This is a genomic window from Polymorphospora rubra (genome assembly GCF_018324255.1).
Classification (GTDB): Bacteria; Actinomycetota; Actinomycetes; order Mycobacteriales; family Micromonosporaceae; genus Polymorphospora; species Polymorphospora rubra.
The window spans coordinates 2,627,641-2,642,257 of the sequence record NZ_AP023359.1 but is presented as its reverse complement, the minus strand read 5'-3'; the positions used below and the strand labels follow the sequence as shown (position 1 = coordinate 2,642,257).

Here is a 14,617-nt window from a genome sequence, read left to right as displayed (position 1 = left end):
TGTGGGAACAACCAAGGCTGTCACCGACGCCAACTTCGTAAGCGACGTGCTCCAGTCCGACAAGCCGGTCCTGGTGGACTTCTGGGCCGAGTGGTGCGCCCCGTGCCGCAAGGTCTCGCCGCTGCTCGAAGAGATCGCCAGCGAGATGGGCGACAAGGTCACCATCGTCAAGCTCAACATCGACGAGAACCCGGAGACGGCGCGCGCCTACCGGGTCATGTCGGTGCCGACGCTGACGGTCTTCAAGGGGGGACAGCCGGTGCAGTCCGTCGCCGGCGCCCGCCCGAAGGGCGACCTCGTCAAGCTCATCGAGGCGGCGCTCTGACGGTGCCTTCCGAACCGCCCCGCGTTTTCCGGATGCGGGGCGGTTCTGCGTCCGGGGTCCGTTCCGCGGCGTAGGTCACGGCCCCATAACGCCAACCAGGTCCGGCGGTGACCGGGCCACGGTAGGCTCCGGAAGCGTTCCCGCCCAGGTCAGCAGCCACGTGAGGCGGGCCTCGCGGCTGACCGGTTGAGCTGGTCCCGCCGCGTCCGGGATGGGCGCAGCGGTCCAGCGTTCTCCGAGGGAGGTTGCACGTGCGTCCTATCCGACGTGGGGACCGCGGCCCGGCGGTTCGGGAGATCTGCTCGATCCTCGCCGGGCTCGACCTGCTCACGGCCCGGCCCGGCGACAGCGACGAGTTCGAAACCGTGACCGAGCATGCCGTACGCACCTTCCAGCAGTTGCGCGGGCTCAGCGTCGACGGCCAGGTCGGTGCCGAGACGTGGCGGGCGCTCGACGCCGCCCGTTGGCGACTCGGGGCCCGGACCCTCTACCAGGCGATCCCGGATCCGCTGGTTGGTGAGGACGTCCACACCCTCCAGGAACGGATGCTGGAGATGGGGTACGACGTCGGGCGCGCCGATGGTGTGTACGGCGCCCGCACCGCCCGGGCGGTGGCCCAGTTCCAGCGCGAGGTCGGGGTGACCTCGGACGGCGCCTGCGGACCGCACACCATGAACGCGCTCCGCAGACTCGGCCGCAAGGTCATCGGTGGGCGCCCGCAGTGGCTGCGCGAATCCGACGCCTTCCAGCAGTCCGGACCCGACCTGGTCGGCAAGATGATCATCATTGATCCCGGGCACGGCGGCCCCGACGCCGGCTTCGTCGTGCCCGACGGGACGCTGCGCTGGTCCGAGGCCGAGCTGGCGTACGACCTCGCGGCACGCCTCGAAGGCCGGCTCGCCGCGGCCGGGATGCGGGTCCACCTCACCCGGGGACCGGCCCCGACTGCCCAGCTCACCGACCTCGCCCGCGCCCACCTGGCCAACGAACTCGGCGGCGACCTGTTCATCTCGCTGCACATCGACGGGCACGCGAACCCCGAGGCCGACGGCGTCGCCACCTACCACTACGGCACCGACAACGGCGTCACGTCCACGGTGGGGGAGCGGCTGGCCGGGCTGGTCCAGCGGGAAATTGTCATGCGTACCGGACTGCGCGACTGCCAGACCCACGCCAAGACGTGGGAGCTGCTGCGCCTGACCCGGATGCCGGCCGTACGCGTCGAAACCGGCTATCTGACCTCGGCCAAGGACCGCGAGCGGCTGACCAACCCGCTGTTCCGCGACCAGGTCGTCGAGGCGATCGTGGCCGCCGTGCAGCGGATGTACTACCCGGTCGACCAGGACGTGCCGACCGGCTCGATCGACGTACGCGAACTGCGGGCCATGGTGGCGGCCGGCGCGCGGGCCTGACCACGGTGCGGCGGGCGGGCCCGGTCCGGGTCCAGCCGCGGTGGCCCGGGTCAGCCCGCCGTCGTCGAACGGGTCGCCGGACGCACCGGACGCAGCAGCGCCTCCGGGCTCATCGACCCGAGCAGCTTCTCCAGCGCGTATTCGACGTCCGACTTCCACGACAGGGCCGTACGCAGTTCCAGCCGCAGGCGCGGGAACCGGGGGTGCGGCCGTACGGTCTTGAAGCCGACGGCGAGGAAGAAGTCGACCGGGGCGACACATCCGTCGCCCGGCTCGCCGGCGTCACCGAACTTGGCGTCACCGAACGCCTCGACCGCCTTGACCCCGCGCTTGGTGAGGTCGCGGGCCACCCCCTGCACCAGCATCCGGCCCAGTCCGCCGCCGGCGAACGCGGCCACCACGTGCGCGGTCGTCAGCAGGGCGGCGTCGGCGGAGACCGGCGACGTCGGAAACGCCATCGAACGGGGGACGTACGCCGGCGGGGCGTACATGACGAACCCGGCCGGCATGCCGTCGACGTAGGCGAGCTTGCCGCAGGACCCCCACTCGAGCAGCGTCTGGGAAACCCACGCCTCCTTGTCGAGCCCGGGGTCACCGGCCGCGCAGGCGCGCTCGGCCGCCACCGGGTCGAGTTCCCAGAAGACGCACTGCCGGCAGGACCGGGGCAGATCTTCGAGTGTGTCGAGGGTCAGACTCACCAGACGGCGCGACATTGGCTAATCCTCATGCGTCGAGTAGCGAAACCACGCAGCCGGGCAACCTGGCCGCCTCCTGCTCCCAACGACGGATCGTACGCCGGAACCTCGCGCCGGGGGAGACGACAGGGCGGACTCACCCATATCGGAGTCGGTGCCGGCGCCACCGTCCCCGTCCGCCCGCCAGGGGCCGGTCCGGCATCTGGACAGGCCCGGTAAGGCGAGGGCGATCCACCCGCCGCCGGATTACCATCGACGGACCAGCGCCGTGTCGAAGGTTCGCAAGCGCATCGAGGTGATGCCGGGCCAGGCGGGAAGATCGGCGGGCTCAGGGGCGGTCCCGTGACCGCCGAGCGAAGCGAGGTGGACGCATGACCGGTACGACGCTCGACGACTACACCGACCGCTATGCCCGCCGGGTACGGGGCATGACGGCATCGGAGATCCGGGCGCTGTTCGCCGTCGCCAGCCGGCCGGAGGTCGTGTCGCTCGCCGGTGGCGCACCGTACATCGCCGCACTTCCGCTGGACGCCGTGGGCGAGATGCTCGGCCGGCTCGGCTCCGAGCACGGCGTCTCCACGCTCCAGTACGGCATCGGCCAGGGCACCCTCGAACTGCGCGAACGGATCTGCGAGGTGATGGCGCTCTCCGGCATCGACGGCCGGTGCGGCGCCTCGCCCGAGGACGTCGTGGTGACCGTCGGCGGGCAGCAGGCACTCGACCTCGTGGCCCGCCTATTCCTCGACCCCGGCGACGTGGTGCTCGCCGAGGGCCCCACCTACGTCGGCGCGCTCGGCGTCTTCCAGGCCGCCCAGGCGCAGGTCTGCCACGTGCCCATGGACGCGGACGGGCTGATCCCGGAAGCTCTCGAGGTCGCCATCGCCGAGCAGGCCCGTGCCGGCCGCCGGGCGAAGTTCCTCTACACGATCCCGACCTACCAGAACCCGGCCGGCGTCACGCTCACCGAGGAACGCCGCGAACGGGTGCTCGACATCTGCGAACGGGCCGGACTGCTGGTGGTCGAGGACGACCCGTACGGGCAGCTCGGCTTCGACGGTGAGGCGCCGTCCCCGCTGCGGGCCCGCCGCCGGGACGGTGTCTTCTACCTCAGCACGTTCTCCAAGACGTTCGCGCCGGGCCTGCGGGTCGGCTGGATCCTGGCCCCGCACGCCGTACGTGACAAGCTCGTCATCGCCAGCGAGGCGCAGATTCTGTGCCCGAGCGCGTTCGCGCAGGCCGCGGTGACCACCTACCTGTCGACGATGCCGTGGCGCGAGCAGCTCAAGACCTACCGCGAGGTCTACCGGGAACGCCGCGACGCACTGCTGGACGCGCTCACCGACCTGATGCCGGCCGGGACCACGTGGACCCGGCCGGAGGGCGGCCTGTTCGTGTGGGCCAACCTGCCCGAAGGCCTCGACGCGAAGGCGATGATGCCGCGCGCGATCGCCGCCCGGGTGGCGTACGTACCCGGCACCGGCTTCTACGCCGACGGGTCCGGCAGCGGCAACATGCGGCTCAACTTCTCCTTCCCGCCGCCGGAGCGGATCCGTGAGGGGGTCCGCCGGCTGTCGAGCGTGATGGAGCAGGAGATGGCCATGCGGCAGGTGTTCGGCACGGTGAGCGGCAACCCGATCCGCCGTCGTGGGCAGGCCGGAGCGGATACGCCAGGTCCCGACTTGGCATGATCTCCGGCATGGGTACGTACTCTGCCGACGCCCCGACGGGCAGTCCCTCCGCTGTTTCCCTGTCCGACCTGCACGTCCTGGTGCTGGCCGGTGGGCTGTCGTACGAGCGCGACGTGTCCCTGAAGTCCGGTCGGCGGGTCCTCGACGCGCTGCGCTCCGTCGGCGTCGACGCCGAACTACGCGACGCCGACGTGACCCTGCTGCCGGCTCTGCAGGCCGACCCGCCGGACGCGGTGGTGATCGCGCTGCACGGAGCCACCGGTGAGGACGGCTCGCTGCGCGGCGTGCTCGACCTGTGCGACGTCCCGTACGTCGGCTGCGACGCCCGGGCCTCCCGCCTCGCCTGGGACAAGCCGTCGGCGAAGGCGGTGCTGCGCGAGGCCGCCATCCCCACCCCGGACTGGGTGGCCCTGCCCCACGACCGCTTCTCCGAACTGGGAGCGGTCGCCGTCCTCGACCGGATCGCCGACCGGCTCGGCCTGCCGTTGATGGTGAAGCCGGCCCAGGGCGGATCGGGTCTCGGCGCCGCTGTCGTACGCGAGGCCAACGCGTTGCCGGCCGCGATGGTCGGCTGTTTCGCGTACGACTCGACAGCCCTGGTCGAGCGGTACGTCGCCGGCATGGACGTCGCCGTCTCGATCGTCGACCTCGGGGCCGGGCCGCAGGCGCTTCCCGCCGTGGAGATCGTGCCCCGCAACGGCGTTTACGACTACGCGGCCCGCTACACGGCCGGACTGACCACCTGGCACGCTCCGGCCCGGCTCGACGAGGCGGTCGCCGCGCGGGTGGCCGCGACCGCGCTGGCCGCGCACACCGCTCTCGGGCTGCGTGACCTATCCCGGGTCGACATGATCGTCGACGGAGACGGCCGGCCGCACGTGCTCGAGGTCAACGTCTCGCCGGGGATGACCGAGACCTCGCTCCTGCCGCTGGCCGTGCAGGCCGCCGGGCTCGACTTCGGGAAGCTGCTGGCGACCCTGGTGTCCCGCGCCACGACCCGGCCGGTCTGACGGACTCCGTTCGAGCGGCGAGATCGCCGCTCGAACGGGTGGTCGCCGCGCCCGCTCGGGCTACTGCCTCCGACGTGGGTTCGTCCGGTGGCCTCGACGTGGTTCGTTCGGTGGTTTCGACGGTTGGTGGTTTCGGCGTCGATCCGTCACGCACCGATCGGCCGGGCCGGTTCGGCCGGACCGGAGTTGACTGGCTCGCCGCCGGTGCTTCCGCTGCTGGTGCCGGACACTTCCGCCGGAGCGGGTTCCTCCTCGGGCGACGCCTCGGCCTGGGCGACCGACGGAGCGTCCGGGTCTTCGACGTTCTCGATGCCGGCACGCTCTTTGCCGGCGGGCTCGCTGTCGACAGGGCCGCTGACGACGGGCTCGCTGTCGAAGGGTTCAGGGTCAGATCCGGCGGGCTGCAGGTCGGCGGCGGACACCTGCTGGGTCAGGCTGGACGGTGCCAGCCACTGGATGCGAGGCGGCTCGGCGAGCGGCCGGCCACCGAATTCGGCCAGCCAGGCGGCGACGAGGGCGAGATTCTCCCGCCACTGAGTCTCGGGAATCGGCGGCAGGATGGCGTCCCAGAGGGAGAGGAACGTACCCCGCAGCTGGAGCCGCCCCTGCGGGCGGGCCAGAAACCACAGGTGCAGGTGGGCGGCGCCGTCCCCCAACGGTTCACGTGAACCCGAGCCACACCGTCGAGCGAGCGAATCGCCCGCTCCAGGCGCACCGTCATCACGCCGAGTTCAGCGGCAAGCAGGTTGGGCAGATCGCCCAGATCCAGGTGAGACCGGGATTCGAGGATGAGCACCATCGGCAGCCCGGTCGGGCGGTCCATGGCCCGCACCCGCCACCGTTCACTCACCCAGATGTAGGCATCGTCGGGGGCGTTGCAGGCGGTGCATTCCCGGGAGCCCTCGCCCTTTCGTTCCGGCTCGACGTCGACCGGATCGTCGAGGGTCTTGACGCGGAGTTCGCCTTCGAACGGGAAGGAGGGCCACTTGGTGAAGTCTGGAACTGGAGCGGGGGTGTCGGACACGACGCTGACCCTAACGGAGTTGTCGATGGCTGTCCTTCCCCGTTTCGGGCGAGCGTACGGCTCTCGCCGGGGCACGGAAGTCGATCCGCACCGACCGTCACGGGGTGGTTCGGCGCCCGTAATCCACAGGCTCATCCACCGATCTACACGCGGTTTCACGTGAAACAGGGCGACCTGTGGATAACTTCTGTGGATAACTTTCTGGCGGCTATGGCGGTGTTTCGCATCGGTCGGTGACGGGGCGCACGGTCTGCTGAGATGCCGCCGTCGGCCTGCGTAGGCCGTACCGTCGGGCACGACCGCTGGTGTCCGGGGTGGTGCTGCACGTCGCCGGACAGCGCCCGCCCGGAGCGCGCCCGCCCCGTCCGGATGACAGGTCCGTGTCGCGGTAGGGCCCCAGTTGGTCGGCGACCGTCCCCGGGCCGGGATGGTTATCCACAGGCGGCCGCCAGGGCGTCGGATGATGACCGTGCTTCCTGTCCGTCCTCAGTTCCCTGTTTCACGTGAAACGGGTGGGGCAGCATGGCCGTCCTTGTCGGGCTCCGGCGGATCGACGTTGTCGAGGATTCCTACGTCCGTGGATACTGCGCTGATCTTCTGCGGCAACGGAGGCCGGCGTCGGCGGACCTGGCGGCAACGGCATCCTCGACGTGCTCTGCCACGGCGCACCGTCAGAGCCGTAGCAGGAAGTCGCGCCGCCCTTGCGTCACAGTCGGCAAGGCTGGCCGGGGCGGCACGGTCATCATTCCGGCTGGCTGATCAAGGAACCGGTCCGGCCGACGGCTGTCGAAGTCCGAAATCCACTGACGTCCGGACTCCGCCGGATCAACCGACCAGGCCGGCACCTGAATCGACCAACCCGCGTCGGGCCTGGAGCGGCCGGCCGCAACGACTGATCCACCGGAAGGACTGCGGCGGCTGATCGGGTCGAAGAGCCCTGGCGACTGATCAGCCGGAGGATTGCGGCAACTGATCGGCCTGAGGCCGCGGCGCTGACGGCAGGCGCCCGGGCGCCGCCCTCCGGCCCGCCAAGAGTTCCGGACCGCGAGGATCGTGATCGTCCTGCTGTGCGCCGCCATCGGGCGGACACGCCCGGTCCGCTGGCGCTCGCGCACGCTGGCGGGGGCGCACGCTGGCGGGGGCGCGCTGGGCGGCAAGGACGCCGCCGAGACCGCTGGGCGGCGATTCCCCGCGAGCCGGGCAGGCGCGAGCCCTCCGCTTCCGGCGCACCTTTCCGCAGGCGCACTCCCGATACGTCGACCTAGGAAAGCATCCCGTGGAAGCCTCGCCGCGGTGAGCGCCTTTCCTGCCCGGCTGCGACCGTACGGGCCTACGCAGCCACCCTTATACCGGCCAGGGCCGCGCCCGTTTCACGTGAAACAGGAGCACGGGTCGTTCGCCGGCCTGGAAACGACAATGGCCGCCACCCGTGGTGGGGTAGCGGCCATTCCTGCCGGCAACGGCGTCAGTCCTCGGGCTGCTTCTCGCCGTCCATACCGATGATGCCCACGATCCGTTCAAGGTCGTCAACGGTGGCGAACTCGATGGTGATCTTGCCCTTACTACGCCCGATGTCCACCTTCACCCGGGTGTCGAACCGATCCGAAAGCCGGTCGGCGAGATCCGTCAGAGCCGGTGCATGCGGCTTGGGGCGCCGGCCGGCCGGCGCCTTCTGCTGAGGCCCGTCGGCCAGGGCGATCTTGACCAGTTCTTCGGTCGCCCGCACTGACAGCTCCTCGGCAACGATGCGTCGGGCCAGGCTGTCCTGGGCGTCCGCGTCGTCGAGTCCGAGCAGCGCCCGGGCATGCCCTGCGGAAAGCACTCCCGCCGCCACTCGAAGCTGCACCTGCGGCGGAAGATTCAGCAGTCTGATCGTGTTCGAGATCTGCGGACGGCTGCGCCCGATGCGGCGGGCCAGTTCGTCGTGGGTCGCACCGAATTCGTCGAGCAGCTGCTGATAGGCGGCAGCCTCTTCCAGCGGGTTGAGGTTCGCACGGTGGATGTTCTCCAGAAGGGCGTCGCGAAGCATCGCGTCGTCCTTGGTTTCCCGGATGATGGCGGGGATCGTCTCGTGCCCGACCGCCTGCGCGGCCCGCCAGCGGCGCTCGCCCATGACCAACTCGTAGCGGTCGGGGCGAGTTCCCGTACGACGATCGGTTGGAGGAAACCGACTTCCTGGATCGAGGTCGTCAGCTCCTCCAGAGCTTCCTCGTCGAAGATCTGGCGTGGCTGTTTGGGGTTCGGCTCGATCGACTCGACCGGAATCTCGGCGAACCGGGCACCCGGCACGGGAGCGAGCTCCGGGGCCTGGTCGGCTTCCGGCAGGGCCGCCACCGTAGGAGTGGTCGCCGGGAGACTGGTCGCCGGGTAAGTGGTCGCCGGTTCGGTGGCCTGCGCCACGGCCGGGGTGCTCTGTTCCGGCTCGGCTGCCGGTGCCTCGATGGTGGCTACCGGCGGTGTCGGTGGTGGAGCTGTCGGAATCAGGGCTCCCAGCCCTCGCCCCAGCCCGCCTCGCGGACGGTTCTTCATGCCACGCCTCCCACCGACTTGTCCGGCCAACCTTTTCCGGCCGAGGGGCCCGTCGTACCCGGTCTAGGCATTGTGGCCGGCGACCTTGTCGACCCCGCGTTCCGCGATCTCCAGAGCCGCCTCGAAGTAGCTCGTTGCGCCCCGCGAACCGGGATCGTAGGTCATGACCGACTGGCCGTAACTCGGAGCCTCCGACACCCGGACGTTACGCGGGATGACGGTTTGCAGCACCTTGTCGCCGAAGTGGTTACGGACATCCTGCTCGACCGCGTCCGCAAGGCGGGTACGGCGGTCGTACATGGTCAGGATGATGGTGGAGACGTCGAGGTTCGGATTGAGGTGCTGACGCACCAGGTTGATGTTGTTGATCAGTTGGTTGAGCCCCTCGAGCGCGTAGTACTCGCACTGGATGGGGATCAGCACCTCTCGGGCCGCGACGAGCGCGTTGACCGTCAGCAGCCCGAGCGATGGCGGGCAGTCGATGAAGACGTAGTCGAACGGCTCGGGGTGGCCGGCAATGGCCCTTGCGAGCCGCGATTCACGGGCAACGACCGAAACCAGCTCGATCTCCGCACCCGCGAGATCGATCGTGGCAGGCACGCACCAGAGATTCGGGATGCCCTCTACCTGCTGCGCGACCTCCGCCAGCGGTACGTTGTCGATCAAGCAGTCGTACACGTCGGAGATCCCGGCGTGGTGCGGCACGTTCAGGCCCGTCGAGGCATTGCCCTGCGGATCCAGATCCACCACGAGTACGCGGTTTCCGTGCAGCGCAAGCGCCACGGCCAGGTTCACGGTTGTCGTGGTCTTGCCCACGCCGCCCTTCTGGTTCGCGACACACATGATCCGTGGCCGGTCCGGGCGGGGCATGGTCACCTCGCCACTCGGGTTCAGGATCTGCACGGCGCGCAATGCCTCCATAGCCAACGGTGGATCATCCTCTTCGCGTGACTGGGTTTCACGTGAAACGTACGCGTCGGCCACGGGTTCCTCGGTGAATGGTCGGGGCGCGGTCGTCGGCGTGTCGGCCTCAACCGGCAAATTCGGCAGTTGGGGTACGTCCGCCGCGCTGGCGGACCGATGAGGGCGGGGCGACGGTGCCGGACGGCGGACAGGGGAGTCCGGGCTGCCGGTGGAGAGGTCCCCGGTGCGGCCATCGGCCGTCAGAACGGGTCCGTCACCCGGTTGCGGGGCGGCAAGAAAAGGGTCGGCAAGCGCAGCGCCACGAGGTTGCGGTACAGCACGATCCTCGGTCAACGCCTCCCGGATACCGTCAGACAGCGCTCGAGCTGTCGGATGGAGGCGACCGTCACTGGACCAACCGTCGTGGCCTGTTTCACGTGAAACAGGCGGGCCGGAGGAGCCATGACTGCTACGCCTGTGATCGTCGTACCTACCGTTGTCATGCACCGTGTCATCCCTGTCCGGCTCGGATGGGTCGGCACCGCCAGCGCTCACGTCCGCGCTATCGGGCGAAGTGTGCGGCCCGGCAAGAAGCGGTGGAGGCGTTGACACGTCGCCCTCCACCGCGCGGTCCACACTATCGACGCGCGGCCAGCCTACGGCCGAATGGCCGGTCGTGGCCACGGGTGTCCGCCACGTGACGGCGCTCAGCACCCAGTCGTGGGAGGACAAATACTGGTAAATCAGCCACAAACACGAAGGGCTGCGGGATCGAGGGTCAGCCCGATCACACGGGGCCGCACAGCCTGTCCGTCAGCGCCGCCTGGCCCGCTTCCGCGCGACGTTCGCGCCAGGCCCCGTCCGGTCAGCCGTCTGCCGAGTCGTTCTGGAGCGCGCTGGTGCAACGTCACGCTGCCGGATGATCTCCACCACCGTCGTCGGTGGGTCGATCAGACCTACCCCGCACTGCCGTACGACCGCGGCACCGCCGCCCAGCCGGTCGACCGCATCGCGGTGTTCGGCCACCTCGGCCGGCGCGGAGCTGCCCTTCAGTGCGACAAGTCGGCCGCCGACGGCAGCCAGTGGCAGGCACCAACCGGCGAGCCGGTCGAGCGGCGCAACCGCCCGCGCGGTGACCACGTCGGCAGGCGCAAGGCCACCGCCTGCGAACTCCTCGGCCCGCCCACGCTGTACCGTCACCGATCCTGCGAGGCCGAGCCGGTCCACCGCCTCGTCAAGGAAGGCGGTACGTCGGGCCAGCGGTTCGATCAGAACGACGGAGAGGTCCGGTCGGGCCACCGCGAGCACGAGACCGGGCAAACCGGCCCCCGAGCCGACGTCCACCACGAGCGCGTCGCGGGGGATCAACTCTGCGACGGCGGCGCAGTTGAGCAGGTGCCGGTCCCAGATCCGCGGAGCTTCCCGCGGCCCGATCAGGCCACGTACGACTCCCTCGGTCGCCAACAACTCGGCGTAGGTGGCGGCGAGGGGCAAGCGGTCACCGAAGAGTCTCCCGGCCGCCGCGACGAGGTCGTCGGGGACAGGCACCGGATCACCCACGGACGGCGCCGGCCCGGCGGGTGGCATCGACTGATACGGCCCGGGCGGCGTCACGCCACCCGGGCCGGGAGCGGCTGGTGCCGCTGGATCGTGCGTCATATCGGTTTTCAGCCTGCGGGACGGACGATGATCCGGCGGTTCGGCTCGACACCCTCCGACTCGCTCTGCACACCGGCGAGCGCGTTGACCACGTCGTGGACGCACTTGCGCTCGAAGGCGGACATCGGCTCCAGGCGGACGTCCTCGCCGTACTCCTTGACCTTCTCCACCGCGTTACGCGCCACCGCCGCCAGTTCCTTGCGCCGGTTGGCCCGGTATCCGCCGACGTCGAGCAGCAGGCGGCTCGGCGTGCCGGTCTGCCGGAACACCGCGAGTCGAGTCAGCTCCTGCAGCGCCTCGACGGTGGCACCACGCTGGCCGACCAGAGGCTGCAGCCGGTCACCGACGACCTCGACCATCGGCCGGCCGCCGGACACCAGTTCGTCGATGTCGCCGTCGTAGTCGAGGATGTCGAGTAGTCCTTCGACGTAATCCGCGGCGATCTCGCTCTGCCGGAAGAGCTCGGCGTCACTCGTGGCCTTGGACTCCTCGGCGCCGGCGTCGCTGGTGTCCTCGGCCCGGGCCTCGGTCACGGCCACATCGGCCTGCTCGTCTGGAGCCTCGGTGCGGGGAGTGCTGGTGTCGGTCACGTGTCATCTCCGTACTCGGTCGGCCGGACCAGTGACGGTCGGCTGGTTTCCGTGACCGGCAAAGATCGCCGACAGTCACGGCACGTCTACGTGGGGGCGTTGCTCGGCACGCGGGGAGCGCCTCGAAGGTGGATCCCGGTCCGGGATCCCGGGCCGGCAGCGACGGCTGCCGGCCCGACTTTCGGTCAGCTTCAACCCTGGCGTTTCGCGGGCCGCCCCTTCTTCGGGTTGACCGGCTTGGCGCCCGGCTTCGGGGCCAGTGCCTTGGTGTCGACCGCCGGCTTCGCCTCCGGCTGCGTGCCGTTCGCCTTGCCCCGACCGAACAGGCCGGCGGGCTTCGCCGGCTGGCCGGCACCCGCCTTGCCCGCACCCGGCTTGCTCAGGTTGGCCTTGCCGGTTCCGGGCTTGCCCGTACCCGGCTTACCCGCTCCCGGCTTGCTGGTGGCGGTCACCAGCGGCGGGAACTTGCGCAGCACCCACTGCTGCTGGCCGAGCGTGAACAGGTTGTTCGTCACCCAGTAGATGATCACACCGATCGGGAAGATCGCGCCGGAAATCAGCAGTGAAGCGGGGATGCCGTAGAGCATCAGGCGCTGGATCATCCGCTGCTGCGGGTCCTCGGCCCAGCCGGTCTTGAGAATCATCTGCCGGCTGGTCAGGTAGGTGGTGGCGATCATGATGCAGACCAGCACACCGGCCATGATCTTGACGGTGGTGCCGTTTGCGCCCATCCGGGCGAGTTCCTCGGCGGTCGAACCGAACTTGCCGGAGATCGGCGCGGTGAACAGCGTAGCGCTGGCCGCGCTGTCGAACTGCTCGGCGGTCCAGCCGTACAGCGTCTTGCCCTGGTTGTCCGGGCTGAGCCGGCGGAGCACGTGGAAGAGGCCGAGGAACACCGGGATCTGGAGGAACATCGGAAGGCAGCCCATGAGCGGGTTGGCCTTTTCCTTCCGGTAGAGCTCCATCATCTCCTGCTGGAGCGACTCCCGGTCACCCTTGTGCTTCTCCTGCAGCTCCTTGACCTTGGGCTGGAGCGCCTGCATCGCCCGCTGCGATTTGATCTGCTTGACGAAGACCGGGAAGAGGATCACCCGTACGGTGACCACCAGGAACACGATCGCGAGGATCCACGACCAGTTGGTGCCCAGCACCATTGTCGCCGGCACCCCGACCGCGTCCCACGCGGAGTGCCAGAGCAGCAGGATCCACGAGATCGCCCAGTAGATCCAGTCGAGACTCAATTCGGGGCTCCAGTCACATCGGCACGACGGCAGCTGCCCGGCTCCGGCACCGGGTCATACCCACCGGGGTGGAAGGGGTGGCAGCGCAACAGCCGCCGGACCGCAAGCAGAAATCCCCGTAGCGCACCGTGTCGCTCCACCGCCTGGAGGGCGTAGGCGCTGCACGACGGGTAGAACCGACAGCGGGCCGGCAGTGCCGGGCTTATCCAACGACGGTACGCGATGATGGGCCCTGCCAGCATTCGGGCGCCGAGTGTCATCCGCCGCGGGGCGTCGTGATCGCCGCTCATCGGCGCTGCCGAGAGGTTCGTCGGGACGTCCGAGCGGCGGTCAGGGCCGCGTCGAGGTCAGCCGCGAGCCGGCCGTACGGCGCCTCCGCTGCGCTCGGCAGCGCCCGTACCACCAGGGTCGAGCCGGCCGGCAGCGTGTCGAGCCGCTCCCGTACCAGGTGCCGGAGCCGACGCCGGACAAGGTTGCGTACGACCGCACCGCCGACGGCCTTGGACACGACGAAGCCGGCACGCGACGGCGGGGAGCTGGACTCCGCACCGGCGTCGCGTGCCGGCTTCGTGGTGACTATTGGCCCGGACCGGTCGGCATCAGGACCAAGGTCGAGATGGACGACCACCGAGCCGCGGTTGACCCGCCGGCCGGCGCGCATCGCTGCGGCAAACTCGCTGCTGTGCCGCAGTCGATGCGAGGTCGCCAGCACGACTGCCTACATCTTCCGGACCGGAACCGCCAGCCCTCAGGCCGACAGGCGGGCGCGGCCCTTCGAGCGACGGGTGGCGAGGATCGAACGGCCGGCCCGGGTGCGCATGCGCAGCCGGAAGCCGTGGGTCTTCGCGCGCCGGCGGTTGTTCGGCTGGTAGGTGCGCTTGCTCACGTCAGGCTCTCCGTCTTCGTGCGCCCGGACGGCGACCCGTCCGAGTTCGTGTCATGTCTGGTGTCGATCCACCGCTTGCCGGCCGCAGGTCTGACCCGTCCGATCCCTTGATCCGGAAACCGGATCCGGGCCTCGGATCTTTCCTGCTTCTCGGTCCTGCTGCTTCCCCGAGCACTATTTCCCGAGCCCGGCACTGCTGCCCCGGGCTCTGCTGTCCCGAGGGTCGCTTTCCCGAGCCGTTACTTCCCTGAACCGTTACTTCCCTGAGCTGTTGCTTCCCTGAGCTTCCCCCGTCTCACACGAGGTCGCTCAACAAGCAACCGCCACCCTATCAGGAGGGCGACGGCACAGCCGCTCCAGCCTACGCACGGTGGCAATCGCGGTCAAACATCCAGGGCGGCGGCCCTACCGGGTGGCGGACCGGACCGGTGGCCGCGGTCGCGGGACGGTTTTCACTGATGGCGCCAACGCCCAGGTGTGGACGGCGGTTGAAGGGTTGTGGACAACGCTGTTAGCGTGCCCGATTGCCGGTCGGCATGCTCGGGGGGCGAGGGATTGCCGCAGACAGGGGCAAAACTGGGCGAGGTGGTCGATCGTTCGGCACGGTGAAGCCGTATCGACGGTGGATCCGGCACCATCCGGGCCTGACAGACGG

12 protein-coding genes and 2 pseudogenes are annotated in these 14,617 nt (G+C 69.8%); 4 read left to right on the top strand and 10 right to left on the bottom strand.

The window, feature by feature from the left end; translation table 11 throughout:
- Window position 1: 1 nt before the first annotated feature.
- Both trxA and Prubr_RS12205 read left to right on the top strand, forming a co-directional pair.
- Window positions 2-325 carry a thioredoxin gene (gene trxA / locus Prubr_RS12210; protein ID WP_212824965.1) on the top strand — a complete coding sequence of 108 codons (324 nt, stop codon included), beginning with the start codon at window positions 2-4 and terminating at the stop codon, window positions 323-325.
- Between the two features lie 251 nt (window positions 326-576).
- Window positions 577-1,737, top strand: a complete 1,161-nt coding sequence (locus Prubr_RS12205; protein WP_212824963.1) for an N-acetylmuramoyl-L-alanine amidase — start codon at window positions 577-579, stop codon at window positions 1,735-1,737.
- A gap of 50 nt (window positions 1,738-1,787) precedes the next feature.
- Here the strand turns inward: Prubr_RS12205 and Prubr_RS12200 are convergent, their stop codons facing one another.
- Window positions 1,788-2,450, bottom strand: coding sequence for a GNAT family N-acetyltransferase (locus tag Prubr_RS12200; protein WP_212824961.1), 663 nt, complete (start codon window positions 2,448-2,450; stop codon window positions 1,788-1,790).
- Between the two features lie 353 nt (window positions 2,451-2,803).
- Between Prubr_RS12200 and Prubr_RS12195 the strand changes: the two genes are divergently transcribed.
- Entirely contained in the window at window positions 2,804-4,120 is a 1,317-nt protein-coding gene (locus Prubr_RS12195) for an aminotransferase-like domain-containing protein (RefSeq protein WP_212824959.1), read from the top strand.
- 8 nt (window positions 4,121-4,128) lie between these two features.
- On the top strand, window positions 4,129-5,130 hold the full coding sequence (locus Prubr_RS12190; RefSeq protein ID WP_212824957.1) for a D-alanine--D-alanine ligase family protein: 1,002 nt from the start codon (window positions 4,129-4,131) through the stop codon (window positions 5,128-5,130).
- Between the two features lie 146 nt (window positions 5,131-5,276).
- Here Prubr_RS12190 and Prubr_RS12185 read toward each other — a convergent pair.
- From Prubr_RS12185 to rpmH, 9 genes and pseudogenes are all read right to left on the bottom strand, one after another.
- Window positions 5,277-6,154, bottom strand: a pseudogene (locus Prubr_RS12185) (hypothetical protein).
- Window positions 6,155-7,619: 1,465 nt separating this feature from the next.
- Window positions 7,620-8,683: pseudogene (locus Prubr_RS12180) on the bottom strand (ParB/RepB/Spo0J family partition protein).
- 63 nt (window positions 8,684-8,746) lie between these two features.
- Window positions 8,747-9,733, bottom strand: a complete 987-nt coding sequence (locus Prubr_RS37645) for a ParA family protein (protein ID WP_425518046.1) — start codon at window positions 9,731-9,733, stop codon at window positions 8,747-8,749.
- Between the two features lie 666 nt (window positions 9,734-10,399).
- Window positions 10,400-11,173: a 16S rRNA (guanine(527)-N(7))-methyltransferase RsmG gene (gene rsmG, locus Prubr_RS12170; RefSeq protein ID WP_246568598.1), complete on the bottom strand. Its 774-nt coding sequence runs from the start codon at window positions 11,171-11,173 to the stop codon at window positions 10,400-10,402.
- 80 nt (window positions 11,174-11,253) lie between these two features.
- Entirely contained in the window at window positions 11,254-11,835 is a 582-nt protein-coding gene (locus Prubr_RS12165) for a Jag family protein (RefSeq protein WP_425518009.1), read from the bottom strand.
- A 191-nt stretch (window positions 11,836-12,026) separates the two neighbouring features.
- The gene (yidC, locus tag Prubr_RS12160; RefSeq protein ID WP_212824953.1) at window positions 12,027-13,076 is read right to left on the bottom strand and encodes a membrane protein insertase YidC; all 1,050 of its coding nucleotides are present in this window, start codon (window positions 13,074-13,076) and stop codon (window positions 12,027-12,029) included.
- Window positions 13,073-13,366, bottom strand: a complete 294-nt coding sequence (gene yidD, locus Prubr_RS12155) for a membrane protein insertion efficiency factor YidD (RefSeq protein WP_212824951.1) — start codon at window positions 13,364-13,366, stop codon at window positions 13,073-13,075. The genes yidC and yidD overlap by 4 nt, the downstream gene beginning before the upstream one ends.
- Window positions 13,363-13,788 (bottom strand): ribonuclease P protein component, encoded by a 426-nt coding sequence (rnpA, locus tag Prubr_RS12150; protein WP_212824949.1) that lies wholly within the window; start codon window positions 13,786-13,788, stop codon window positions 13,363-13,365. The genes yidD and rnpA overlap by 4 nt, the downstream gene beginning before the upstream one ends.
- A 36-nt stretch (window positions 13,789-13,824) precedes the next feature.
- On the bottom strand, window positions 13,825-13,962 hold the full coding sequence (gene rpmH, locus Prubr_RS12145; protein WP_212824947.1) for a 50S ribosomal protein L34: 138 nt from the start codon (window positions 13,960-13,962) through the stop codon (window positions 13,825-13,827).
- Window positions 13,963-14,617 lie beyond the last annotated feature (655 nt).

Coding starts and splice junctions, on each gene's coding strand:
- Prubr_RS12200 (WP_212824961.1), bottom strand. CDS start 2,450: ATGTCGCGCCGTCTGGTGAGTCTGACCCTCGACACACTCGAAGATCTG.
- Prubr_RS12195 (WP_212824959.1), top strand. CDS start 2,804: ATGACCGGTACGACGCTCGACGACTACACCGACCGCTATGCCCGCCGG.
- Prubr_RS12190 (WP_212824957.1), top strand. CDS start 4,129: ATGGGTACGTACTCTGCCGACGCCCCGACGGGCAGTCCCTCCGCTGTT.
- rsmG (WP_246568598.1), bottom strand. CDS start 11,173: ATGCCACCCGCCGGGCCGGCGCCGTCCGTGGGTGATCCGGTGCCTGTC.
- yidD (WP_212824951.1), bottom strand. CDS start 13,366: ATGAGCGGCGATCACGACGCCCCGCGGCGGATGACACTCGGCGCCCGA.